At 73.1% G+C, this 23,013-nt stretch carries 25 protein-coding genes and 1 pseudogene; 18 read left to right on the forward strand and 8 right to left on the reverse strand.

Annotated features, from left to right (window positions below; genetic code table 11):
• Nucleotides 1-187: 187 nt before the first annotated feature.
• On the reverse strand, nucleotides 188-1,141 hold the full coding sequence (locus tag IH54_RS0102410; protein WP_052396993.1) for a serine/threonine-protein kinase: 954 nt from the start codon (nucleotides 1,139-1,141) through the stop codon (nucleotides 188-190).
• A gap of 86 nt (nucleotides 1,142-1,227) precedes the next feature.
• Here IH54_RS0102410 and IH54_RS0102415 point away from each other — a divergent pair, with 86 nt between their 5' ends.
• From IH54_RS0102415 to IH54_RS0102430, 4 genes are all read left to right on the forward strand, one after another.
• Nucleotides 1,228-1,773 (forward strand): RNA polymerase sigma factor, encoded by a 546-nt coding sequence (locus IH54_RS0102415; RefSeq protein WP_031512499.1) that lies wholly within the window; start codon nucleotides 1,228-1,230, stop codon nucleotides 1,771-1,773.
• Nucleotides 1,770-2,627, forward strand: a complete 858-nt coding sequence (locus tag IH54_RS0102420; RefSeq protein WP_031512501.1) for a hypothetical protein — start codon at nucleotides 1,770-1,772, stop codon at nucleotides 2,625-2,627. The genes IH54_RS0102415 and IH54_RS0102420 overlap by 4 nt, the downstream gene beginning before the upstream one ends.
• Nucleotides 2,628-2,722: 95 nt before the next feature.
• Nucleotides 2,723-3,454 (forward strand): hypothetical protein, encoded by a 732-nt coding sequence (locus IH54_RS0102425; protein WP_031512502.1) that lies wholly within the window; start codon nucleotides 2,723-2,725, stop codon nucleotides 3,452-3,454.
• 266 nt (nucleotides 3,455-3,720) lie between these two features.
• Complete coding sequence (locus tag IH54_RS0102430; protein WP_031512504.1) at nucleotides 3,721-4,554, forward strand: PIG-L family deacetylase; 834 nt, start codon at nucleotides 3,721-3,723, stop codon at nucleotides 4,552-4,554.
• 11 nt (nucleotides 4,555-4,565) lie between these two features.
• Here IH54_RS0102430 and IH54_RS0102435 read toward each other — a convergent pair whose 3' ends face one another.
• Nucleotides 4,566-5,435, reverse strand: a complete 870-nt coding sequence (locus IH54_RS0102435) for a LysR family transcriptional regulator (RefSeq protein WP_031512505.1) — start codon at nucleotides 5,433-5,435, stop codon at nucleotides 4,566-4,568.
• 134 nt (nucleotides 5,436-5,569) lie between these two features.
• Here IH54_RS0102435 and IH54_RS0102440 point away from each other — a divergent pair, with 134 nt between their 5' ends.
• Together IH54_RS0102440 and IH54_RS0102445 are read left to right on the forward strand one after the other, a co-directional pair.
• Nucleotides 5,570-6,295: an SDR family oxidoreductase gene (locus IH54_RS0102440; RefSeq protein WP_031512506.1), complete on the forward strand. Its 726-nt coding sequence runs from the start codon at nucleotides 5,570-5,572 to the stop codon at nucleotides 6,293-6,295.
• A gap of 317 nt (nucleotides 6,296-6,612) precedes the next feature.
• Nucleotides 6,613-7,320: a DUF4232 domain-containing protein gene (locus tag IH54_RS0102445; RefSeq protein WP_031512507.1), complete on the forward strand. Its 708-nt coding sequence runs from the start codon at nucleotides 6,613-6,615 to the stop codon at nucleotides 7,318-7,320.
• Nucleotides 7,321-7,382: 62 nt separating this feature from the next.
• On the opposite strand, the gene IH54_RS0102450 is transcribed toward IH54_RS0102445, so the two are convergent.
• From IH54_RS0102450 to IH54_RS0102460, 3 genes are all read right to left on the reverse strand, one after another.
• A complete protein-coding gene (locus IH54_RS0102450) occupies nucleotides 7,383-8,183 on the reverse strand; it encodes a hypothetical protein (RefSeq protein WP_031512508.1) in 801 nt (266 codons plus the stop codon).
• Between the two features lie 71 nt (nucleotides 8,184-8,254).
• Nucleotides 8,255-8,713 (reverse strand): BlaI/MecI/CopY family transcriptional regulator, encoded by a 459-nt coding sequence (locus IH54_RS0102455; RefSeq protein ID WP_324607731.1) that lies wholly within the window; start codon nucleotides 8,711-8,713, stop codon nucleotides 8,255-8,257.
• Nucleotides 8,706-9,671 (reverse strand): acyl-ACP desaturase, encoded by a 966-nt coding sequence (locus IH54_RS0102460; protein WP_031512511.1) that lies wholly within the window; start codon nucleotides 9,669-9,671, stop codon nucleotides 8,706-8,708. The genes IH54_RS0102455 and IH54_RS0102460 overlap by 8 nt, the downstream gene beginning before the upstream one ends.
• Nucleotides 9,672-9,917: 246 nt before the next feature.
• Here IH54_RS0102460 and IH54_RS0102465 point away from each other — a divergent pair, with 246 nt between their 5' ends.
• Nucleotides 9,918-11,426, forward strand: a complete 1,509-nt coding sequence (locus tag IH54_RS0102465) for a DUF4246 domain-containing protein (protein ID WP_031512512.1) — start codon at nucleotides 9,918-9,920, stop codon at nucleotides 11,424-11,426.
• Between the two features lie 95 nt (nucleotides 11,427-11,521).
• Nucleotides 11,522-11,743 (forward strand): hypothetical protein, encoded by a 222-nt coding sequence (locus IH54_RS0102470; protein WP_031512513.1) that lies wholly within the window; start codon nucleotides 11,522-11,524, stop codon nucleotides 11,741-11,743.
• Between the two features lie 133 nt (nucleotides 11,744-11,876).
• Here IH54_RS0102470 and IH54_RS0102475 read toward each other — a convergent pair whose 3' ends face one another.
• Both IH54_RS0102475 and IH54_RS0102480 read right to left on the reverse strand, forming a co-directional pair.
• A complete protein-coding gene (locus IH54_RS0102475; RefSeq protein ID WP_043179588.1) occupies nucleotides 11,877-12,503 on the reverse strand; it encodes a hypothetical protein in 627 nt (208 codons plus the stop codon).
• A gap of 123 nt (nucleotides 12,504-12,626) precedes the next feature.
• Nucleotides 12,627-13,211 (reverse strand): TerD family protein, encoded by a 585-nt coding sequence (locus IH54_RS0102480; RefSeq protein ID WP_031512515.1) that lies wholly within the window; start codon nucleotides 13,209-13,211, stop codon nucleotides 12,627-12,629.
• 47 nt (nucleotides 13,212-13,258) lie between these two features.
• Here IH54_RS0102480 and IH54_RS0102485 point away from each other — a divergent pair, with 47 nt between their 5' ends.
• From IH54_RS0102485 to IH54_RS0102520, 8 genes and pseudogenes are all read left to right on the forward strand, one after another.
• The gene (locus IH54_RS0102485) at nucleotides 13,259-14,254 is read left to right on the forward strand and encodes a hypothetical protein (protein ID WP_159011618.1); all 996 of its coding nucleotides are present in this window, start codon (nucleotides 13,259-13,261) and stop codon (nucleotides 14,252-14,254) included.
• A 176-nt stretch (nucleotides 14,255-14,430) separates the two neighbouring features.
• Nucleotides 14,431-15,681 carry a metallophosphoesterase gene (locus tag IH54_RS0102490; protein ID WP_052397035.1) on the forward strand — a complete coding sequence of 417 codons (1,251 nt, stop codon included), beginning with the start codon at nucleotides 14,431-14,433 and terminating at the stop codon, nucleotides 15,679-15,681.
• Between the two features lie 164 nt (nucleotides 15,682-15,845).
• A pseudogene (locus IH54_RS0102495) lies at nucleotides 15,846-16,193 on the forward strand (transposase); the annotation flags it as partial.
• Nucleotides 16,194-16,395: 202 nt separating this feature from the next.
• On the forward strand, nucleotides 16,396-17,562 hold the full coding sequence (locus IH54_RS0102500) for an endo-1,4-beta-xylanase (RefSeq protein ID WP_031512520.1): 1,167 nt from the start codon (nucleotides 16,396-16,398) through the stop codon (nucleotides 17,560-17,562).
• Nucleotides 17,563-17,808: 246 nt separating this feature from the next.
• Nucleotides 17,809-18,495, forward strand: a complete 687-nt coding sequence (locus tag IH54_RS0102505; protein ID WP_031512521.1) for a DUF4232 domain-containing protein — start codon at nucleotides 17,809-17,811, stop codon at nucleotides 18,493-18,495.
• A 398-nt stretch (nucleotides 18,496-18,893) separates the two neighbouring features.
• Entirely contained in the window at nucleotides 18,894-19,934 is a 1,041-nt protein-coding gene (locus IH54_RS0102510; RefSeq protein ID WP_063762183.1) for a LysR family transcriptional regulator, read from the forward strand.
• Nucleotides 19,870-20,166, forward strand: coding sequence for a type II toxin-antitoxin system VapB family antitoxin (locus IH54_RS0102515; protein WP_031512523.1), 297 nt, complete (start codon nucleotides 19,870-19,872; stop codon nucleotides 20,164-20,166). Before IH54_RS0102510 ends, IH54_RS0102515 begins: the two co-directional genes overlap by 65 nt.
• A gap of 21 nt (nucleotides 20,167-20,187) precedes the next feature.
• A complete protein-coding gene (locus IH54_RS0102520) occupies nucleotides 20,188-20,868 on the forward strand; it encodes a LytR C-terminal domain-containing protein (RefSeq protein WP_052396994.1) in 681 nt (226 codons plus the stop codon).
• A 295-nt stretch (nucleotides 20,869-21,163) separates the two neighbouring features.
• Here IH54_RS0102520 and upp read toward each other — a convergent pair whose 3' ends face one another.
• A complete protein-coding gene (upp, locus tag IH54_RS0102525; protein WP_031512525.1) occupies nucleotides 21,164-21,799 on the reverse strand; it encodes a uracil phosphoribosyltransferase in 636 nt (211 codons plus the stop codon).
• 156 nt (nucleotides 21,800-21,955) lie between these two features.
• On the opposite strand from upp, the gene IH54_RS0102530 reads away from it, so the two are divergent.
• Nucleotides 21,956-22,162 carry a hypothetical protein gene (locus IH54_RS0102530; protein WP_031512527.1) on the forward strand — a complete coding sequence of 69 codons (207 nt, stop codon included), beginning with the start codon at nucleotides 21,956-21,958 and terminating at the stop codon, nucleotides 22,160-22,162.
• A 279-nt stretch (nucleotides 22,163-22,441) separates the two neighbouring features.
• Nucleotides 22,442-22,984: a hypothetical protein gene (locus IH54_RS0102535; RefSeq protein WP_031512529.1), complete on the forward strand. Its 543-nt coding sequence runs from the start codon at nucleotides 22,442-22,444 to the stop codon at nucleotides 22,982-22,984.
• The last annotated feature ends 29 nt before the right edge of the window (nucleotides 22,985-23,013 follow it).

A 23,013-nucleotide genomic window follows, 5' to 3' on the forward strand; every position in this document is an offset into this window, starting at 1 on the left:
CCACGCTCCCGTTGAGTTCCCCTGTGCGTCATGGGAACGCGATCGCTGTCGCGTCCTCGTGCAACCGGGGAGATGCCGACCGCGGCGGAAATGTTGGAGCTCTGGGCGGCTGTTCCAGACCGGTGACAAACAGCCCCTGCGTGGCTGCGCCCTGCGGAGCGTGTGCCGGACAGGGAGCCGGTCCGGTTCAGCGATACAGCCAGCTCAGCAGCATGGCCGCCGTGAACACCGCGCCCGACGCCAGACAGACCGCGCGCAGGGTCAGCCGCCCGGGGCGGTCCTGGGACCGGGACTGGGACCGGGACTGGGGCTGCGCCTGCGGCTGCGGCTCGCCCTGCGGGACCGGCGCCAGCAGCGCGTCCGCGAAGGCCTGTGCGGTCGGCGGCCGGTCCGCCGGCTCGACGGACATGGCGGTCCGCAGCAGCAGGGCCACCCCCGGCGGCAGCTCCTGGCCGGCCGGCAGCGCGGGCAGCGTCGATGCGGCCGGGCGGTCCGTCATCAGGGCCGTGGCGCGTCCGCCCGGGCCGAACGGCTTCTGCCCCGTCAGCAGCTCGTAGGCCACGACCGCCAGCGCGTACACGTCGGCCCTCCCGTCGAACCCGCCGGTCTGGAAGGCCTGTTCCGGCGCCATGTACGCGGGCGTGCCCGTGGTCACCGTCAGCCCGGACGCGTCGGCCAGCTGCTTGGCGCTGCCCAGGTCCGCCACCAGCACCGCGGCGGGCGCGGAGCCGGTGGCGAGCAGCAGGTTCGACGGCTTGACGTCGCGGTGCACCACGCCCGCCTCGTGCAGGACCTGGACCGCGTAGCCCGCCTCCGCGGCCAGCCGCAGCGCCTCCTGCCGGCCGCACCGCCCGACCCGGTCCGCCAGGGTGCCGCCGCGTACGTAGTCCATGACGAAGTAGGGCCGGTCGTCCTGCACCCCGACGTCGTGCACCCGGACCACCCGCGGGCTGGCGATCCGGCGCAGCAGCCTCGCCTCGGCCAGGAAGCGCTCGCGCACGTCGGCGTTGGCAGCCCAGTTCTCTGCCAGCACCTTCACCGCGACCTCGGTGTCGAGCTCCGGGTCGTAGGCCTTCCAGACCGTCGCGAAGGAGCCTGCTCCGAGTCGGTCCAGGAGGAGGTAACGGCCGAGCTTGCGCATGTGGCAGCATTCTGCCGGAATCGTCGGGAGCAGGGAACTCCCGTTCGACGGGTGCGACGTGGCAGGGACGGGACGGGGGGCTCCGGGTGTTCGAGGAGGGCGAGCTGGAACGGCTCGTGGCGGCTGCTCAGGCAGGGGACCCGGGGTCGGTGGAGTACCTGCTGGCGAAGCTGCGGCCGGTGGTGCTGCGCCGCTGCTCCCGCTTCCTGCCGCACCACGCGGACGCCGAGGAGGCTGCGCAGGACGCGCTGCTCTCCATCAGTACGCATCTGGGCGAGTACGGCGGCCGCGGCTCCTTCCTGGGCTGGGTGACGGTGATCGCGTCCAACGCCGCCCGGTCCACCTACCGCTCGATGCGCCGGCGGGCCGAGGACAGCCACGCCGACCTGCCCGAGTCCGTGGACCCGCGGACCACCAGCGTCATAGCCGGGACCCGGCTCGACCTGATGGAGGCGCTCACGGCGTTGGAGCAGCAGCACCCCACCCTGGTGGAATCCTTCGTGCTGCGCGACCTGGGCGACCTGACCTACGTGCAGGTGGCCCAGGAACTGGACGCCCCGTTGGGCACGGTCAAGGACCGTATCCACCAGGCGCGGCGCTTCATGCGCGAGCACCTGGCCGGCGGTCTGTGAACGGCGGTCCCGAGCCGGGAGGCGGCCGCGCCGCCGTCCGGACCCGCGCCACCGTCCGGACCCGGTCCGCCGTCGCCGCCCTGGTGGCGGCCGCCGTGTGCGGCCTGGCGACCGGCCGATACGCGCTGCCACCTCCCCCCGGCGCCGCGCACCCGGCAGCGCGGGCGACCCCTGCGACCGAAGGCACTTCCGCTTCCACTTCCGGGACGGCCGGCGCGTCCGCCCCGGCACCCGGGCCCTCGGCCTCCGCCACCGTCCCGCCGAAGGCCGCCACCGGGCCGCTGACGACCGCCGACCTGGTCGGCCCCGCAGCGTTCGCCGCGGTCGGCGTGACAGGGAAGATCTACGCCCGGGACCGCTTCGGCGACGGCTCGTACGCCAACGCGGCCTGCACCGGCGAGAAGACGCTCACCCAGACGCTGGGCGGGCCCGGGGCCCACTTCCGCGGACTGATGACCAGCACCCGCACTGATCCGGGCGACCCCACCGTGGCGTTGGACCCCTCCGACCAGATCGCCCGCGAGGTCGCCGCCGAGGCCCACAGCCCGGCCCTGGCGCAGAACTTCGCCCAGCGCCTGCTGCTGGAGGAGGTGCCCTGCCAGGAGGACGTACCCGGCCACTGGGTCTACGGCAGCGCCACGACGGTGGAACTCGCCCCCGACGTCAGCGCGAGCTGGATGGGCACCTACCCGGGATCCCTCAACACCGGCGGCACGGCGCCCGAGGGCAAGGAGCCCTGCGGCGGCATCGCCGTGCTCCGCAGCGGCAGCCACTACGGGGTGCTGGAGGTCGACGCCTGTCTGGGCACGGCAGCGATGTCCCGCATCGTCAGGACCGCTCTGTCACAGCTGTGAAACAGGCGGTCAGGGCTCCAACATTCCCTCCGCCGGCGTCATCTCCCCGGTCGTACGAGGACGCAGCAGGCGTCCCGACCAGCAGGGAGACCCAAATGTCCGAGAACCAGGCCGTCCAGCGCACGTCCGTCCAGCGCACGTCCGTTCGCCGCAACCGTGCCGCCGCCGCGGCCTGCCTCGCCGCCGCACTCGTCACGGTCGGCGTCGTGAGCGTCCAGTCGGCCACCGCCGACGGGGCCGCGCACCACACCGCGCACCGCACCACGCCCGCCGCCCGGCCCGCCGCCGCCCGCCCGGCCGCGGCCGCAACGCCCGGGCTCGGCTCCGCCGCCCTCGTCCAGAGCGAGGACTTCTTCCAGCAGGGCCCCGGTCCGGTCGGCGCGACCGTGGCGCTGGACGGGCGCCAGGCGCTCTCGGCGTGCTCGGGCGAGGAGACCATGCGTGACCTGACCAAGGGCAAGGCCACCGCGTACGCGTCCGTGACCTGGACCTTCGACTCCGAGAGCCTGCTGACCGAGTCGGCCGCGAACGCCGCCACCAGCAGCTCGGCGAGCGCGTACGAGAAGCAGCTCGACGCACTCGTGCAGGCCTGCCAGGACGAGCCGGCCGGCCACTGGCACTACGGCGCGGCCCACACCCTCACCGCCGCCGGCGGCAGCGGCCGCTGGTACCCGTCCTACAGCGGCGACGGCACCGCCACCGGCGGCGTCGCCGTCCTCCGCAGCGGCACCAGGGTCGCCGTCGTCGAGTTCACCGGCCGGCCCACGGACGCCCCGTCCTACGTCAAGGGCATCGCCACCGCAGCCCTGAACCGCCTCCCTGCCTGACCCGGCGGTCCCGTCCCGCCCTCGCCACCGCGCAGGTCCGCGAGGAAGGCCGCGCACAGCGTTGTCTCGTTCGCCGGGAAACCCCGAAGGCCCGCCGGGAACAGCCGGTCCGGTCGGCGCGGTTGCACTGGCCGGGGGCCGACGCCGCACGGGCGGGAACACGGAAGCCGCAGCGTCGCCCGCCCGCGCCGGGGCCGGGCCCCGGCGTGGTGGTATGTCCGGCATGGACTTCGGAGCAAGACGTAATTCCGCAGGAGGACTGTTCCATGACTGACCGGCCCTTGACCCTCATGGCAGTACACGCCCACCCCGACGACGAGGCCACCGGAACGGGCGGGATCCTCGCGCGGTACGCGGCGGAGGGCATCCGCACGGTTCTCGTGACGTGTACCGACGGCGGTTGCGGTGACGGACCGGAGGGCGTGAAGCCGGGCGATCCCGGGCACGATCCGGCGGCGGTCGCCGTGATGCGCCGTCAGGAGCTGGAGGCGAGCTGCGAGGTCCTGGGGATCAGCGATCTGGAGATGCTCGACTACGCCGACTCGGGAATGATGGGCTGGGAGGGCAACGACGCCCCCGGGTCCTTCTGGAGGACCCCGGTCGAGGAAGGCGCCGCCCGGCTCGCGGAACTCATGCGGCACTACCGGCCCGACGTCGTCGTCACCTACGACGAGAACGGTTTCTACGGCCACCCCGACCACATCCAGGCCCACCGCATCACGATGGCGGCGCTGGAGATGACCGCGCTGACGCCGAAGGTGTACTGGACGACGGCGCCCCGCTCGATGATGCAGCGGTTCGGCGAGGTCATGCGCGAGTTCGGTGCGGACATGCCCGAACCGGACCCTGCCGAGGCCGCCGCGATGGCCGAGATCGGCCTTCCCGACGACGAGGTCACCACGTGGGTCGACACCACCGCGTTCAGCGGTCAGAAGTTCGACGCGCTGGCCGCGCACGCCAGTCAGGGCGAGAACATCTTCTTCCTCAAGATGGGCAAGGAGAGGTTCGGCGAGCTGATGGGCATCGAGACCTTCGTACGAGTCCGGGACACCACCGGCGCGCCCGTCCCCGAGAACGACCTCTTCGCCGGACTGCGCTGACCGCGCCCGCCCTACCGCCGGGCGGACGGTCCGCAGACCCGGGTGGCGGCCCGGACGAGGGCGGCGACCGCCCGCGAGCGGCTGTGGGGCGGCCATGCGATCACCGTCGTCACCGTCGGGGCGTCGGCCACGGGGACGGCGGTGAGGCCGTCCCTCAGCTCGGCGCGCACCGACTCCGGCAGGATCGCCGCCGCCCGGCCGAGCGCGACCAGCTGGAGCAGCTGCGAGTGGTTGTGCACCGGCGGACCGGCGCCGTCCGGGAAGGTGCCGTCGAGGTTCGGCCAGCGGGGCATGGGCAGGCCGGGCAGCGCGGCGACGTCGGACATCCGCACATGGGCCCGGCCGGTGAGGGGGTGGCCGGCCGGAAGGACCACGATCTGACCCTCGGCGTGCAGCTCCTCCGTGTCGAACCCCGCTGTCGAGTCGAACGGCCGGTGCAGCAGCGCCACATCGGCCCGCCCGTCCCGCAGCAGCCGTTCCTGCTCGCCGACCCCGCACAGCATCACGTCGACGGCGACCGCGCCGGGCTCGGCCGCGTAGGCGTCGAGCAGTCTCGCCAGCAACTCGCCCGTCGCTCCGGCCTTCGTGACGAGGACCACGCCGGGCGCGCCGGTCGGCGCGAGAGCGGCGCGGCGGGTCCGGCGCTCGGCGGCGTCGATCGCGTCGAGGGCCGCCTGCCCCTCCCGCAACAGCACCGATCCGGCATCGGTCAGACCGACACCGCGACTGCTGCGTTCCAGCAGCGCGGCCCCGAGCCGCCGTTCGAGCTGCTGGATCGCCCGCGACAGCGGAGGCTGGGCGATCCCGAGCCGCTGCGCCGCCCGCCCGAAGTGCAATTCCTCGGCGACGGCGACGAAGTACCGCAGCTCCCTCGTCTCCATGCCGCCAACCTACCCGACACCGCCTCGGCGCCGGCTGAAAAGACTGCGATGAGCTGGTCCGATACCCGGGAGGTATCACCGCTTACCCAGACGGTGTTGGCCGCGTCGCGGGGGCGCGGGACACGATGAACAGCATGAGCGGACAGACGATCGCGCTGGTCACCGGCGCGAACAAGGGAATCGGGTACGAGATCGCGGCGGGCCTGGGTGCCCTCGGCTGGAGCGTCGGCGTCGGCGCCCGGGACGAGGCACGCCGGGAGGCCGCCGTGCAGAAGCTGCGGGCGGGCGGCGCGGACGCGTTCGGCGTACCGCTCGACGTGACGGACGACGCGAGCGTGGCGGCCGCCGCCCGGCTGGTGGAGGAGCGGGCCGGCCGGCTCGACGTCCTGGTCAACAACGCCGCGGTGACCGGCGGCATGCCGCAGACGCCCACCACGGTCGATCTCTCGGCCGTACGGACGGCCGTGGAGACCAACGTGGTCGGCGTCATCCGCGTCACCAACGCGCTGCTGCCGCTGCTGCGCCGTTCCGCGTCGCCGCGGATCGTCAACATGTCCAGCAGCGTCGGATCGCTCACCAGGCAGACCGACTCCGACGCGGAGACGGGACCGATCTCCGTGGCGTACGCACCGTCGAAGTCGTTCCTCAACGCCGTGACCGTCCAGTACGCCAAGGAGCTGCGGGACACGAACATCCTGATCAACGCCGCCTGCCCCGGCTACTGCGCGACCGACCTCAACGGCCTCAGCGGCGTGCGCACCCCCGAGCAGGGCGCGGCGATCGCGATCCGGCTCGCGTCCCTCCCCGACGACGGCCCGACCGGTGCGTTCTTCGACGAGGACGGGGTGGTGCCGTGGTGACCCCGGCGGCGGTCCCGGAGTGAGACCGAAGGACGGGCGCAGGCGGCTGCTCCGGGTGGCCGCCCGCGCCCGCCGCGTTCTCGCGTACGCCATTCCCCCGGCGGCGGCTCCTTCGCGGACCACCTTGGCGGGCGGGCGACTTGGCGTGGCTCCGGGCCGCCTTCCGCCCAGGGATTCCCGGATTCGACGCCGCTTTCCGGAACCGGATTCGCCGGGACCGAATCCGGACATTCGCAGGATCATTTCAGGATCGACGTGTCCCTAGTGTCGTGGCTGTCAGCAGGAAACACCGCAACCGACAGCAGCTGGAGATCACGATGCGTCCGCGTCCCGCCGCCCGTTCCGCCCGCCTTCTCCTGGCTACCGCCGTCGTGACGGCCCTCGCCGCCACCGCCACCGCCTGCGGCTCCGGACACGACGACGCGGCAGGCTCCGCGCCCACCTCCTCCGCGGCTCCGGCCTCCTCCGCCGCCCCGTCCTCCTCCGCCACAGCCCCGTCCTCGGCCCCGACGGCGGCGCCGTCCTCGGCCCCGTCCCCGGACGCGGTGCCCTCCACCGCCGGCAGCGCCGACACGGGCGGCTCCGGAAACAAGGTGGCGCAAGGCGGAGGCAAGAGCCCGATCTGCCGCACGGCCGACCTGACCATGCGTGCCGAGAACACCTCGCCCGACAGCCGGACGGGCGACGTCACCGTCCTGATGACCAACAAGGGCGCGGGCACCTGCTCGGCGGCGGGCTTCCCCGGCGCCGACCTCAAGGACCGCGACGGCACGTCCGTCTCCGTCGCCCGCGGCCGCGAGGTGCCCAAAGTCACCGACCTGAAGCCCGGCGAAACCGCCAGCTTCAGCATCTCGTACGCGGTCGACCGCAGCGGCGACCACCTCTACAACCCGGTCGCCATCCTGACGACACCCCCGAACGAGACCCACACCGTGTCGCTGAAGTGGCCCGCCGGGGCGCCGCCGCTGGCCGGGCCGTACGGCAGCAGCACGATTCAGGTCCACCCGGTCGCCGTCGAGGACTGAGGATTGCGAAAGCCCTGTGGGACTCCCCGGGACGGCCGGCTGCGTTTTCGGGTGGTTCGCCGTCAACCGCGGCGGCGCCACCAGCGCTGCTTCGGCGCGTGGTCTCGGGGACGCGGTCCGGCCGGCTCGGGGGCGGCCGAGGCTTCCGGAGTGAGGGCGCGCAGGGCCGTGCGGAGGCGGTCGAAGGGAGCGACGGGATGGTCGCCGTCGCCCGGCAGCAGCACCCCCGCGCATACCAGTTTGAACCTGTCACCGCCCTTGGGAACACCGGTGAACACCGGTGCTCCGACGCAGCCTCGGGGAACGTTCCCGACCCAGCGGACGTCACCGTCCTCGTCACGCGTGACCTCGCCGACCACGACGACGAGCTCCCGGGCACCCGTCCCGGGATCGACGTCGTGGCCGAGCAGATACGCCGCGGCAGGCTCCGCGCCGAGGGCGGCGATGTCCTCGGCCCCTGCCGCGATGCCGTCGGTGATCTCATCGGTCGACCAGCGCCACCCCTTGCGAGCGCCGTGCGCGTGCAGGCCGGCGGTGGACATGACAGCGACGCCGAGGCGGTCCAGATGCGTCCACCTCTCCGAGAAGTCGGCCATGAGCAGCTTCTCCGCGCTCATCGTGGGCTCGCACAGCTCGGGCCTGAGGGTGAACTCCGCGATGTCGACCCTCGTCGGCTCGCCGGCGGTCACAAGGTACTGCCGGACGACCTCGCCTTCGTCCGAGGTCTCCACCAGCTCGTTGAACCAGAAGGCCGTCGCGTGCTGTTCCTCGCGGTGCGCTCGCTGGAAGGGAATCGTCGCCCGGCCGGCATGGTCGATGATGGCGTCGACGGTCGCGCTGTGAAAGCTTGGCAGGTCGGACACGGCTCGGAGCTTAGCGGACCGTCGAAGGCCGGAGCCCGTCTTCCCGGGCGGTCGCAGTCGCGCGGAGTCCGCTACTCCCGTTCGGGGAGCCGGGCGGGCGGCGCGCCGTGGAGGAGCTGCTCCAGGAGGTGCTCGTCCTCCGCCGACAGGTCGGACACGAAACGGGCCAGCACCGCCGCGCGGTCGCCGCTGTCGGCCAGCAGGGAGTGCATTCCCGCGGCGGCGACCCCGGCGCGGTCGTCCACGGGCGCGTACACGTGGCCGCGGCCTTCCCGCCGCCGGGTCACCAGGCCCTTGCCGCACAGCCGCGTCAGGATCGTCAGCACCGTCGTGTGCGCGACGGCGGGCACCCCCTGCCGGACCACGGCCGCCGTCACCGGGGCGTCTGCCGCCCACAGCGCGGCCAGCACCTCGGCCTCCAGCTCACCCCGGGCGCGCCTCCGGACCTCCCCCGGCCGTCCTTCTGCGCCACCCGGCGCCTCCTCGTGGAGAACCGGCCGCGTACGGCCTGCGGCCCGCAGGTCAGGCACGGGCCCGGCGGCGGGCGAGCAGGGCCTCGCGCCGCTCGTCGAAGCGCCCGGCCTGATCGTTCAGACCGCCCATGAACAGCCCGAGCTCCTCCTGCGCCCGCAGCCCCTCGGGGCCGAGCCCGCCGAGCTCCAGCACCTTGAGATGGCGCAGCACCGGCAGCAGCACGTCGTCGTGGTGTATCCGCAGGTTGTAGATCCCGCCGAGGGCGATCCGGGCCGCCGCCCGCTCGAAGCCGGGCATGCCGTGCCCCGGCATCCGGAAGCCGACCACGACGTCCCGGACGGCGACCAGCGCGGGGTCCGGGGCGATGGCCAGCGACGCGGCCAGCAGATTCCGGTAGAAGACCATGTGCAGGTTCTCGTCGGCGGCGATCCTGGCGAGCATCCGCTCGCACACCGGATCGCCGGACTCGCGGCCGGTGTTGCGGTGCGAGACCCGGGTGGCCAGCTCCTGGAACGCCACGTAGGCGACCGAGTGCAGCATGCTGTGCCGGTGGTCGTGCTCGAACCCGGCCGACATGTGCTGCATCCGGAACCGCTCCAGCTCGCACGGGTCGACCGCCCTGCTGGCCAGCAGGTAGTCCCGCATCACGATCGCGTGCCGGCCCTCCTCGGCGGTCCAGCGGTGCACCCAGGTGCCCCAGGCGCCGTCGCGTCCGAAGAGGGTGGCGATCTCGTGGTGGTAGCTGGGCAGGTTGTCCTCGGTCAGCAGGTTCACCACCAGCGAGATCCGGCCGATCTCGGAGACCTTGGACTGCTCCGGCTGCCACGCCTCGCCGCCGAGCACGCCGTCGAAGTTGCGGCCGTCACTCCACGGGACGTACTCGTGCGGCATCCATTCCTTGGCCACCCCCAGGTGCCGGTCGAGCTCGCGCGCCACGACCTCCTCCAGGGCGTGGAGCAGATGCGCGTCGCTCCACGGGTCGGAGGGGGCGAGGTACGGCGAAGCGAGCGGCACGAGGTTCTCCTGGGGGAGGGGGAGGTCAGGCCGTGACCATCGCAACCTACTACGAAACGTAGAAATGATGGGTCGCGCGGAGCCGCCTTTTCGTGGCTGCCCTGGCCGGGACAGGCTGCGTCCGCCGGCCGGGTCCGCACTCGGGACCCGGACCCGGTCCTGGCCCGCCCCACCGGCTGACGCGGCGGTGCCGGTGCGCTGAAGTATCCTCCCGGCACCGCACAACGACCGTGAGGATCAGGCGAATTGACCGGCCTTTCTGCTTTCCCGCTGCCCTTCCGGGCTGCCCGCTCGCTGCGGATCGCGGCGCCGCGCACGCTGCGCGAGCTCGACATGATGCGGTGCAGCGCCACGATCCGGGAGAAGCCGGGGTGGTTCGACAAGAGAAACGACCCCGGCATCGTCGCCCGGTGGACGCGGGAGGCGGCCGACCAGGGCCTCACCGAGGCCCAGGTGCGCTACGTCCTCGCCGAACTTGCGTACTACGCGGGGCTGCGGGACGCGCGGACCGGCGTCGAGGTGTCCGCGGTCGACGGGGTGTGGCAGTCGGACTCACTGGTCGATGACGCGCTGCGGGCGCGGCTGCGCGAGGCGGTCCGGGTCCTGGAGCAGGTGCCCGAGGCGGAGCGGGACTGGCATCCGGGATCCGGCGGCCAGGTGCTGGACCTGGTGCACCCCTCGCTGTTCTGCCTGGTGCGCGAGGTGAGCGGGGCGCACGAGCAGGCCTGGCAGAATCCGGCGGACCGCTCCTCGCGGTACGAGTTCTCGGAGAAGTTCCAGTGGCTTCCCACGGACGTCGACGTCAGCGACGAGGGCGAGGCCGCCTTCCGGTCGTACGTCAACAACGTCCACCCCGAGGACCACCGCGACCTGGCCGCCGTCCTGCCGGAGCTGTTCACGCGCATGCTCCCGCTGCTGGAGAACGTGCTCACCGATCTGCGCCGTCCGCGGCCGCTGCGGATCAAGGCGGATCCCTACGGGTGGTACGACTCGGAGCCGGAATACCCGGACAAGGACTCCTTCGCCGACGACGAGGCGTACGAGGAGGCCGTCCGCGTAGCGGAGGAGGCGCAGGACGACTGGTGGGAGAACCGCCGCCCTGTCGTGCCCGACGCCCCGGACTTCACCCCGCCGGAGGCGCCCGGCGAGGCCGACCGGGTCGATCTGCGCGGCCGCCGCCTCCAGGTGATCGTGAAGCTCGCCACGATCTGTCTCACGCCGGAGGCCCCGGAGTACGCGGGCGGCTCCTGGCACGTCGAGGGGATGATGAACGAGAGCATCGTCTCGACCGGCATCTACTACTGGGACAGCGAGAACATCACCGAGAGCCGGCTGAGCTTCCGGACGGCGGTCGACGACCCGGACTACGAGCAGAACGACGACAACGGCATGCGCGAGGTCTACGGCCTGGAGAACGAGGACGCCCTCAACCAGGTGCTGGGCTCGGCGTCCACCCCGGCGGGCCGCTGCCTGGCCTTCCCCAACGTCCTGCAGCACCGCGTCGGCCCGTTCCGCCTCGCGGACCCCACCCGCCCGGGGCACCGCAAGATCCTCGCGTTCTTCCTGGTCGACCCGGCGCGGACGCTCGTGTCGACGTCCGACGTCCCCCCGCAGCAGCCGTGGGCCGCCACCTCGACCATGACGCTCGACGAGGCCAGGACCTACCGGGAGCAGCTCATGCAGGAGCGCAAGTTCTTCGTCGACGAGCACAACGAGCAGCTCTACGAGCGGGAATTCTCCCTCTGCGAGCACTGAATCGCGCCCCGCGGGCGGCCCGGGCGAGCCGGAATCGAGCGCCTGACGTGGACGGACGGGGCGTGCAGGGCCCCCGCGGGTGCACACTGGCAACAATGACAAAGTCCGATGTACCCAAGCGCCATCTGCCCACCAGTCCCTTCAAGGCACCGGTCGTGCCCACCGCCAAGCACTTCGCCGTGGGCGACCAGGTCACACATGACATGTACGGCCTCGGCCGGGTGATCGACACCGAGGAGGGAGTCGCGGCGCTCGTGGATTTCGGCTCGGCCCGCATGCGGATCCCGAGCCCCTACACCAAGATGACCAAGCTGTAGCCCAGCCCGACGTCCCCGCAACCGACCCCGCCGTCCCCGCAACCACTGACACAACCGCTACCGACCACCGCGCCACCGGACCGCCGGGCGCCCGGGCCGACCTGTCCCGGGCGCTCGCGCGGTCACGGCGCGTTCAGGTATGTGAGGACGGCGCGGGCACGGGGCGGTGGCCGCCGTAGGAGGCGGTCAGCGCGTCCGCGACGAGCGAGGCGTCCGCGGCCGCGATGTCCTCGGGGTATTCGGGGAGCAGGTCGTCCCAGACGGGCAGCCAGGAGCCGTAGAGCTGGGCCTGGCCCTCGGGGCGGGCGAAGAACCAGACGTGCAGGTGGGCGCCGCCGTCGCCGATGCGGTAGACGTGGGCGCGGGCGATGTGCGGCAGGGCCTGGACGTGGCGGGCGATGTGGGCGGTGAGCACGCCGAGCTCCGCCGCCAGGCCGTCGGGGAGGTCGGCGAGGTCGTGGTGGTCGCGCGGGTGCAGCATCAGCACCAGGGGGACGCCGACCTTCTTTATCCGGGTCAGCCGCCAGTGCTCGTCGCGCCAGATCCCTTCATCCCGCCCGCGGCACGAGCCGCAGTCCGCCGGGTCCTCGCCGTGCCGGGGCGCCTCGGGCAGCACGGGCGGGCGCAGCGGCGAGACACGCAGGCCCTCCGGCTCGAACGGGCTGATGTCCCATCCCGTCATGCGGGAGAGCGGGAGCCGGGCCTCGGTGTCCGCGGCACTCAGCGCGCGGGCGTGGAATTCGTCGGGTCGCAGAGCCATGGCCCGGAGACTACGGGTGTCCCGCGGGGCACCGGAACTCCGTCCGGCGATCCGGTCGCAGGGGCCCGAGGACGAGCGGGCCCCTGCGACAGCCGCCGGACACGGCCGGGCGGCCGGGCACCGCTACTTGCTCATCGCGAAGCGCATCAGCGCCTGCTCGTCCCCCTGCTTGATCTTCCCGGTCTCGTTGATCACCTGCAGCTTCCAGACGCCGCCCTCGCGGATCGCCTTGGCCACCGCGCAGCCGTTGTCGGTGGTGAGCAGGCTCGGCCAGATGTCGGCGACCTGCTGGGCGCTGCCGCCCGTCGCGTCGTAGACCTTGAAGCTGACGTTGCGGGCGTTCTGGAAGGCGCTGCGCTTCTTGTAGGCGGCGGCGACGAAGACGATCGAGGTGACGCTGTCCGGCACTTTGTCGAGCACGACGGTCACCGTCTCGTCGTCGCCGTCGCCGCGCCCCGTCTGGTTGTCGCCGCTGTGCACCAGCGCGCCGTTGCCGAAGGGGTCGAGGGAGTCCAGCCCGGCCAGCCGCACCGGCTCGGCGCCCGCCATCGCTATCGCGATCAGGTCGAGGTCGGTGCCGCTCTTCTGGCGGATCTTCCCCATCAGCCCGCCGCTGCTCCCGGCGCTGGGGTCCCAGGAGACCCCGATGGACAGGTGGGTGACTCCGCCCAGGTCCGCGGGCTCGTCGTCCTTCTTCAGCGTGATCATGCTCGATCCCCTTGTCGATTGGCACTGCGCCATGTGAAGTGTGCCTGGTGCTCCCCACCTTGTCCTCCACCCGGCACCCCGACACCCGCACCCGCACCGCCCGCCGGGCAGGACCGGCCGTACTGGGACTCGCGGGCGGGCTGGGGGCGGCGGTTCCGGTCACCGGGGCGATGGCGGCGCTCGGACGCGTCGGCGACTGGCCGTTCGGCACGTTCGGGGCGCTCGTCGTCGTCACGGCGGGGCTGCTGCTCGCCGCGCCGCCGATGCTGCTGGCCTTCCGCGCCGTCCGCCGCCGGCGGCACCGCGACCTGCGGCCCGTACTCGTCCCCGTGCTCCTCGCGAACACGGCTGCGACGCTGCTGCTCGCCCTCCTCCTCCCTTTCCGCTGGGGCGCGTTGAGCTGCCTGCTGTACTGCCTGCCCGCGCTGTGCGTGGGACGGGGCGTGCTCCTGCGGTCGCGGGCGGCGGTCCTGGGAGCCCTCTGCGGACTGCTGGCGGTGTACGCGCTCGCGTGGCCGGTGCGCGAGATGCAGCAGCACGTCGCGGCACGCGAGTGGCTGAAGGCGAACGGGATCCCGTCCCGCGCGCTCGCGCAGGTGGTGGTCCTGCCGGGGACGGCGCAGGATCCGTACCGCTGGGACGGCAAGCGGCTCACGGCGATGTTCACCGTCCCCGTGGGCGGGTCGGCCGCGTGGGTGGGCGCCGAGACGGTCACGCCCGGCAGGGCCGACCCCTGCGGTCCGCTGCTGACGGGCGAGGGCGACGCGGTCGGCGAGGTGACACCGCCGTGCGCCGCGGACGGCCCGGGGCTGTGGTTCCGCGGTACGGAGCAGGAGCCCGTGGGGTACGTGCTCCAGCGCGACGGCGTGACCGTCGCCCTCACCGGCGGCATGACGCCGGCGGGCAGCGCCGGGCGGGCCGCGGCGCTGCACCGGGCGGCGCTGCGGCGGGAGATCACGGCGGCCCACCCGGCGACCGACGCCGAGCTGTGGTCGCGCGGGCGCTCCGGCCCGTCGACGGCGGCGGCCCGCCTGCTGCTCTGACGCCGCCGCGTCGGTCCCCTGCCGCCGTGCCCGCCCCGTACGGGCGCGTGGCGGATGATGGGGAGGACGGCGAAGCGGCGGAACCGAGGGGCGGGGCAGTGGCGGAGAGCGAATCGATTCGGGTGGCAGGGGCGGAACGCGAGGCTGCGGGGGAGCGGGTGGGAGCGGCGGCGCCCCTGAAGGACGGGGAGGCCGCGGAGGCGGCGGAGGACGGGGGGCGGCGGGCGCGGCGGCGGCCGTTGGGGCTGCCGGTGGTGCTGCTCGTGCTGGGGCTGCTGTTCGCACTGCCCTGGGCGACGCTGTTCGCCTTCGGCACCGGCTGGCCGCTCCCGGTCTTCGTCGCGGGCACGGCCGTCTTCGGCGCCGGGCTGGTCTCCTTCCCGTTCCTGATGGCCGCGGGCCACGGGCGGCGCCGCAACGACCGGGCGTCACGTGTCGCGGACACCACGCTCGGGGTGGTGTGGGTGCTGTTCTCCTGGTCGGTGCTGGGGGACCTCGTCCACCTCGTGCTGATCGGGCTCGGCGCCGGGGGCGCCGACCGGGCGCGGGCGGTCGCGCTGGGCGTCGCCGCGGTCGCGGTGGTGCTGCTGGCCTGGGGGCACTACGAGGCCATGCGCGTACCGCGGATACGGCGGGTGGACGTCCCGCTCCCGCGGCTCGGCGGCGGGCTCGACGGGACCCGGGTCGTCGTCCTGGCCGACACCCACTACGGGCCCATCGACCGGGCCCGCTGGTCGGAGCGGGTCACGGAGGCGGTCAACGCGCTCGACGCGGACGTCGTCGTGCACGCCGGTGACATCGCCGACGGCACGCCCGCGCAGCGCACCGCGCAGTCCGCGCCGCTCGGGACGGTACGGGCGCGGCTCGCGAAGGTCTACGTCACGGGCAACCACGAATACTTCGGCGAGGCCCAGGGCTGGCTGGACCGCATGGCGGAGCTGGGCTGGGAGCCGCTGCACAACCGCCACGTCGTGGTTGAGCGGGGCGGGGACGCGCTCGTGCTCGCGGGCGTGGACGACGTGACCGCGGAGTCCTCGGGCCTGGCCGGGCACCGTGCGAACCTGCTCGGCGCCCTGGAGGGCGCGGACCCGGAGCGGCCGGTGCTGCTCGTCGCCCACCAGCCCAAGTACGTGGCGCAGGCCGCCGCCGCGGGCATCGACCTGCAGATCTCCGGGCACACGCACGGCGGCCAGATCTGGCCCTTCCACTTCCTGGTCCGGGTCGACCAGCCGGTGGTGCAGGGCCTGAGCCGGCACGGCGAGCGCACACGGCTCTACACCAGCCGCGGCAGCGGCTTCTGGGGCCCGCCCTTCCGGGTGTTCGCGCCGAGCGAGATCACCGTCCTCACGCTGCGGGCGGGCGAAGCCGACGGCGAGGGCCAGGACAGCCAGGGCAGCCAGGGCGCGGGCGGCGGCGCCACGGTGTGACGGGGCGTGGACGGCCGCGGACGGTCGGACGCAGGGGCGCCCCGAGCGTGATCGGACGCGCGGCCGAAAGTTTCGACCGCACCACCGAGGGCGAAACAGGGGCAATTAACACCGGCGCGACACCTCGGAAACATCTCATTTGGCCGGGCGGCTAACCTGGCCGCGTGACGATCGTCGAGCGGCTCGTGCCGGACGCGCTGTGGCAGGCCTTCCAGCGCGTGGCACCGGCCGCGCCCGCCCGGCCGCAGGGCGGCGGCCGGCGGCGGTACGGCGACCGGGAGGTGCTCGCCGCGATCGTGTTCGCGGCCACCTCCGGCTGCGCCTGGCGCCAACTGCCGCCGGTCTTCGGGCCGTCCGGGCCCACCGCGCACCGGCGCTTCGCCGAGTGGAGCGGGTCGCACGTCTGGGACGAGCTGCGGGCCCTGCTGCGCGAGGCACCCGGCCCTCGGGCCGAACTCGCCTGGTCCCGCGCCGCGGTCGACGCCGTCGCCGCACGCGCGGCGGCGCGGCAGCGCTGACGGCACCACCGGACCGGACCCGGGTGCGTAAACCCGGGCCCCACCACGTCCCCCTGCTCACCAAATGAGATGTCGAATCCGTCGAATTTGAGCCGTGCAGCGTCATTGACTCCGCCAGAACGCCGGGGCTAGCTTTCAGCTCCGATCGAACATCGGTCCGAAACTTTCGAGACCGCTCACTCCCCGGGAGTCTGCTGTGAAGCTCCGACGCAGATCCGCAGTCGTCGCCGCCGGTGTCGCCGCCGCCGCCCTGCTCGTTCCGGCCGCAGTCGCCGCCGCCCACGGAAACGGCAAGCAGGACGACACCTCCCTGCGGGCGCTGGCGTCGAAGCAGGGGCTGCGTTTCGGCACCGCCGTCGACGCCAGCCAGCTGGGCAGCAACAAGGCCTACACCGACATCGTCGCCGGGCAGTTCTCCGCCGTCACCGCCGAGAACGCCATGAAGTGGGACGCCGTCGAGCCCAGCCAGGGCGTCTACAACTGGAAGGCCGCGGACGACCTGGTCAAGTTCGCCCAGCAGAACGGGCAGGCGGTCCGCGGCCACACCCTGATGTGGCACAACCAGCTCCCGAGCTGGCTGACCACCGGTGTCAGCAACGGCACCATCAGCGACGCGCAGCTGCGCGACATCCTGCACAAGCACGTCACCGACGAGGTCACCCACTTCAAGGGCAAGGTGTGGCAGTGGGACGTGGCCAACGAGACCTTCGCCAACTCCTGGGAGACCCCGCAGGCCGACGGCCTGAACGCCGATGACTTCTGGGTCAAGCACCTCGGCTCGGGCGTGCTCGCCGACGTCTTCCGCTGGGCGCACCAGGCGGACCCGAAGGCGCTGCTGATGTACAACGACTACAACATCACCGGCGAGGACGGCACGAACGTCAAGTTCCAGGCCGTCTACGACTTCGTCAAGCAGATGCGCAAGCAGGGCGTCCCGATCGACGGCATCGGCGAGCAGGGCCACCTCGACACGCAGTACGGCTTCAACGCCCAGCTCTACCAGAACGACCTGCAGGCCTACGGCGACCTCGGTCTGAAGGTCGCCATCACCGAGGCCGACGTGCGCACCTTCGTCGACGACCCGGCCACCCAGGTGCCCACCGACTCGCTCGCGCAGTTCGCGCAGCCGTACGAGTTCTCCGCGCTGCTCAAGGGCTGCGAGCTGGTCACCCAGTGCATCTCCTTCACCGCGTGGGGCGTCTACGACGGCGACTCCTGGATCCCGGGCACGTTCAGCGGTGAGGGCTCCGGCCTGCTGTACGACGTGAACCTGCAGCCCAAGACCGTGTACTCCACGCTCCAGCAGGACCTGCAGCTCGCGGCCGGCACGAAGAAGCACGGCCCGGTGGGCAGCGACAAGTAACCCCGCACGCCCCCTTGCCCCGAGGGCCCCGGTCACCTGGTGACCGGGGCCCTCGCCGTACGCCCCGCACGCCCCTCCCCATGACCTCCGCCCTACCCGTGTCAGATGTCACAGGCGCGCGACAGCCCCGTCCTGGGCGTGCCACGGCGGAACCGCCCGTCGGGCGGGCATCGTGTGAGTGATCGTCAACGCGCGTCACACAGCAGCGGCCGAACGCGGCCGTCGTCCTCAGGGGAGTCACGAACAATGAACCGTCGTCTGCGCGCCGCAGCCCTCGCCGCCGCCACCGCCCTCGGCGCGGGCCTGCTCATGTCGGCCTGCGGGGGCGACGACTCGTCGTCCTCGGCCAAGGATCCGTCGCCGTCCGCGACGTCGTCCTCCCCCTCGGCCCCCGCGGCCTCCGCCACCGCGTCCCCGTCGACCGGCACCGCGGCCCCCGCGGACGACTCGTCGGACAGCACGAGCAAGCCGGGCAAGCCCGCGAAGTCCGGTACGGACGACAGCGGCAGCGCCCCGCAGAAGAAGGGCTACGGCCAGTCCTGCGGCAGCAACGACATCTCCTGGAGCGTGACGTCCGAATCGCAGGCGGGCGGCTACTTCCTGGTCAAGGCCACCGCCAAGCCCGGCATCACCTGCGTCATCCCCGCCGCTCTGCCGGTCATCGCCTTCGGCTCGGACGGTACGGAGGCCAAGCCCGCAGAGCAGTCCGCGGGCCAGCCGATCACCCTGAAGGCGGGTGTCTCCGCCTACGCGGGGGTGAACCCCAAGTCCACCGCGTCCGACGGCGGCAAGGAGCTGACCACCATCATCGTCTCCGTCTCCGACACCGACCCGAACCCGGTCTCGCTGAAGGTCGGCACCTACACCGTCGACAAGCCGATCGTCACCAGCTGGCACACCAAGGCGTCCGACGCCGTGCCTTTCGCGAGCTGATCTCCCGCCCCTGGCAGGGGCGTTCCCGGCGCGCCGAGGGCCCTGCCGCTTCGGCGGCAGGGCCCTCGGTGCGGGCAGGGCGGCGTACGTCGGCTCGTTGGGGCTTCGGTCGCCGGACCGCCGTGCCGCGCCCTGGAGTTGACGCGCCGCGTTCGTCGGGTGGTGGGCTCGGAGGGGCAACCGTCGGCCTGCAGGGCGCTGTTGACCGGAGCGAGCGGGTACGACGACCCGGCCATCTCCCCACTGGGCACGGCGCGCGGCTGAGCGAGATCGCCACCGCGGCAGCGGAGCTGGGCCTCGCCAACGAGGCAACCGCCTGGTTCACCCCGGCCGAATGACCGGCCCCGCCGGTACCGTGGCCGGGGAGCGGCAGGTCACGGGGAAAGGGGGCGGAGCCGATGGAGTTGCGGCAGCTGCGGAGTTTCGAGGCCGTCGTGCGGGCCGGGAGTGTCACCGAGGCGGCCGCGCTGCTGGGGATGGCGCCGTCGTCCGTGTCGCAGGCCGTGCGGACGCTGGAGGGGGACCTCGGGGTGCCGCTCTTCGAGCGGGGGGCGCGGGGGATGCGGACGACGGCCGCCGGGGCGGAGCTCGTGGGATGGGCCAGGCGGCTGCTGGAGCAGGCGGAGCGGGCGCGGCACGAGGTGGTCGCCGCGGACGCCGCCGCGCGGCAGGTCACGGTCGTACGGCTCGGAGCGCTGGAGTCCATCGCCGCCGAGCTGGTGCCGGGGATCCTGGACCGGCTCGCCGCCCGGCGCCCCGGGCTCACCGTCGAGGTGCGCGCGGAGGCCTCGCGGGACGCGCTGCTCGCCGCCGTACGCACCGGGGAGCTGGACACGGCGCTGCTGCTCGACACCGGCGAGGCCCTCGGCGACCTCGGCTTCGCCGTGCCGCCCGGCGCCGAGCTGGACTTCCTGGACCTCGACCCCGTCCCGCTGGTCCTGGTCGCCGCGCCCGGCCGGGCACCGGCGGACCCCGACCGCGCCCGGCTGCTCGTCAACACCGCGTCCACCTGCTCCTTCGCCCTCGCCGCCGGGCGCATCTTCGGGCCCGGCGTCGCGCGTGTGCAGGCCGGGAGCGTCGCCGTCATGCGGGCCTGGGCCCGGCAGGGGGTGGGCGTCGCTCTGCTGCCCTCCTTCGCGGTCGCCGCCGACCTCGCCGCGGGCGCCCTCACCGCCCTCCCGCTCCCCCGCCCGCTGCCCGCGCTGCGGCTCCGGCTCGTCTGGCCGCCCTCCGCCGCCGCCCACCCCTCGACCCGCGCGCTCCTCTACGCCGCGACGGCGTCATACCCGCCCGGCAAGTGCACCCCAGGGCTTGACACAGGGCAGGAAGCGCAGGGTGCTGCGCCCGCACAAGCCGGACCGGTAGGCTTTCCGTGTGATCTTCAAGCGCATCGGAAGCTCTCGGCCGTACCCGGAGCACGGCCGGGTGAGTACGCGTGAGTGGGCGGACGTCGCCCCCCGACCCGTGCGGCTGGACCAATTGGTGACGACCAAGGGCCAGCTCGACCTGGAGACGCTCCTCGCCGAGGACTCCACCTTCTATGGCGACCTGTTCGCACATGTCGTCAAATGGCAGGGTGATCTCTATCTCGAAGACGGCCTCCACCGAGCCGTACGCGCCGCTCTCCAGCAGCGCCAAGTGCTGCATGCCCGGGTCCTGGAGATGGACTGACAATCCGCTTACGCTGCGCTCATGAGCATGCTGACGCCCTCCGGGATGGGCGGTAAATACCGAATCACCGGGGACCACTACCCGCGGATGCGGCGGCCCAAGCGGCGCGGCCGCATCGTGGCCGTGGTCATCGCGTCGGTCGTCGTGCTGGGCCTGTTCGGCTACGGCGCGCTGCAGCTCTTCGACGTCTTCAAGGGCGACGACGGCGACACCAAGGCGAACGCGGCCCCGCAGAGCCACCCCTGCACCGCGAGCCCGGCTCCCGCGCTCAAGCCCATGGCGCTGCCGCAGCCGGCGGCCGTGACGATGAACGTCTACAACGCCACCACGCGCGGCGGCCTTGCCAAGACCACCGCCGACGAGTTCGCCAAGCGCGGCTTCAAGGTCAAGTCGTTCGGGAACGCCTCGGCGCCGTACGACAAGAAGGTCACCCAGACGGCGCTGATCGTCGCCGGACCCGCGGCGGAGGCCGCGGCCCGCGAGGCGGGTACGCAGATCGCCGGGTCGGCCGTGAAGATCGATCCTGCGCGCAAGGACAAGAACGTCGACGTCATGATCGGCAACGCCTACAAGGCGATGGCCAGCCCCGCGGATGCGGCCAAGGCCCGCGTGGCGGCGGCGAACCCCCCGCCGCCGGCTCCTGCGTGCGGCTCGTCGGCCTCTGCCTCTCCGGCGAAGCCGTCAGCTCGCGCCGGGCGGTAGGCGTTCGGGGGCGCGGGGAACTGCGCGCTCAGCCCTCCACCGGCCGATGGTCCGGATCGGACCGTGCTGCCCCTTCGGGCCGGTGACGACGTGACGGCACGTCGTGGCTGGTCACGCAGGTCCCCGCGCCCCTAAAAGGGATCACCCCGCGCGGGAAGCGCATCCTCCCCGCGCCGCTGGCTGGCCCCGCGGCGCAGCCGCAGCCGCAGCCGCAGCCGCAGCCTGAAGACGCTCACCCGCGCAGCAGGGAAACGCACCGTCCAGCGCGAGGGCGGCCCCCTCGAAGCCCCAGCGGCTAGCTGACCGCGCCGTAGAGGCGGTCGCCCGCGTCGCCGAGGCCCGGGACGATGAAGCCCTGGTCGTTGAGGTGGTGGTCGACCGCGGCGGTCACCACGGTGACCGGCTTGCCCGCGAGTGCGGCCTCCATCGTCTCGACGCCCTCGGGCGCGGCCAGCAGGCACAGCGCGGTGACGTCGTCCGCGCCCAGCTCGATGAGCAGGTTGATCGCCGCGACCAGGGTGCCGCCCGTGGCGAGCATGGGGTCGACGACGTAGACCTGGCGGCCGGAGAGGGATTCGGGCATGCGGGTGGCGTAGGTCTTGGCCTCCAGCGTGTGCTCGTCGCGCACCATGCCGAGGAAGCCGACCTCGGCGGTGGGCAGCAGGCGCATCATGCCGTCGAGCATGCCGAGCCCGGCGCGCAGGATGGGCACGACCATCGGGCGCGGGTGGGAGAGCCGCACCCCGGTGGTGGCGGCGACGGGCGTGCGGATGTCGACCTGCTCGGTCCGGACGTCGCGCGTCGCCTCGTAGGCGAGCAGGGTGACCAGTTCGTCGGCGAGCCGGCGGAAGGTCGGGGAGTCGGTGCGCTCGTCGCGCAGGGTCGTGAGCTTGTGCGCGACCAGCGGGTGGTCGACTACGTGGAGACGCATGACGACGACTGTAACCGCAGCTCCCGGGGGTCCTGCCAGCCCCGGCTCACCCCCGGCTCCTGCGCCGCCGGTGGGGTAAACCGCCCGAACGGGGGAAAGTGGGTCTGTACGCCCGGGCGCGTCACCCGGGTGAAGCGACCCAGGGATGGTGGCGCCATGGCGGACCGGGACGGGCGCGCGGCGGAAGGGCACGGGAGCGAGGCCGGACGCGAGCCCGGGAGCGAGCAGGAGCGGCGCCGCAAGCGCGCCTCCTTCCTGCGCGAACTGGACGAGGCGCGCGAGCTGCGCGACCGGGTGCAGCCGCGCCGGGCCCGGGCCGCACGGCTGCGGCAGCAGATGCGGATGCGCACCTTCCGGTGGTGAGGGTTCTGTGCGGGAGTCCGGGTGTCCGCGGACGATCGCGGCACGCGCGGACTGTGACCGGTTGGTGGCGCTCAGGTGACCGTCGGACCCCCGCAATGGCGGTACGCGGCCCGGGAATCTCGCAGAAGTGACGAAGACCTGGCACGTCGCAGTGCCGAAGACCCTTCGCAACGCCCCGGTTTCTGCCACGATGCCGATGGGCGGGACCGTGGAATGCCGAGAGATGTCGGCGGCGGCCCCACCCGGTCCGGACGGCCTGAGACCTGTGGGAGAGTCACGGTGTACTTCGCCGCACTGCTCGCGCGCACCGAGGACGGTTGGCAAGCGAGCGAACCCGATCTCGACAATGTGGAAACCCTCGCCGACCTGAGCGATCTGGCCCGCGCGGCCGGCGACGAGGACGAGACAGTTCTGGTCTTCATCGAGCAGGAGGACGCCTGGTTCGGCGTCGTCCGCGTGGACGGTGAGGACGACCCGAGGATCTACGTGTCCGACGCGGCGGCCGCCGCCCGCAGCTCGTACGGGGAGATCCTGCTCACCGACGAGGTGCTGGGCCGCGACCCGGAGGACCTCGACGTGCTCGTCGACCTCGACGGCACCGAGGACGGCGACGGGGACGACGACGAGGAGGGGGCCGTCGCGGGCCTCTCCGAGGACCACGTGCCCGTCGGTCCGCTCGGCGAGACCGATCTGCTGGCGGACCTCGGGATGAGCCGCAAGGAGCTGCTGGCGCTCAGCGGCGACGGCGCGCTCACCGGCGAGGCGCTGGGCGAGATCGCCGATGCCCTGGGCTGCGGCGAGGTTCTGGAGGCGGTCCGCTGACAGCACACCCACCGCACCCTCCCGTACCC

Origin of the sequence: Streptomyces sp. NRRL F-5123, from assembly GCF_000721495.1 — a bacterium.
Classification (GTDB): domain Bacteria; phylum Actinomycetota; class Actinomycetes; order Streptomycetales; family Streptomycetaceae; genus Actinacidiphila.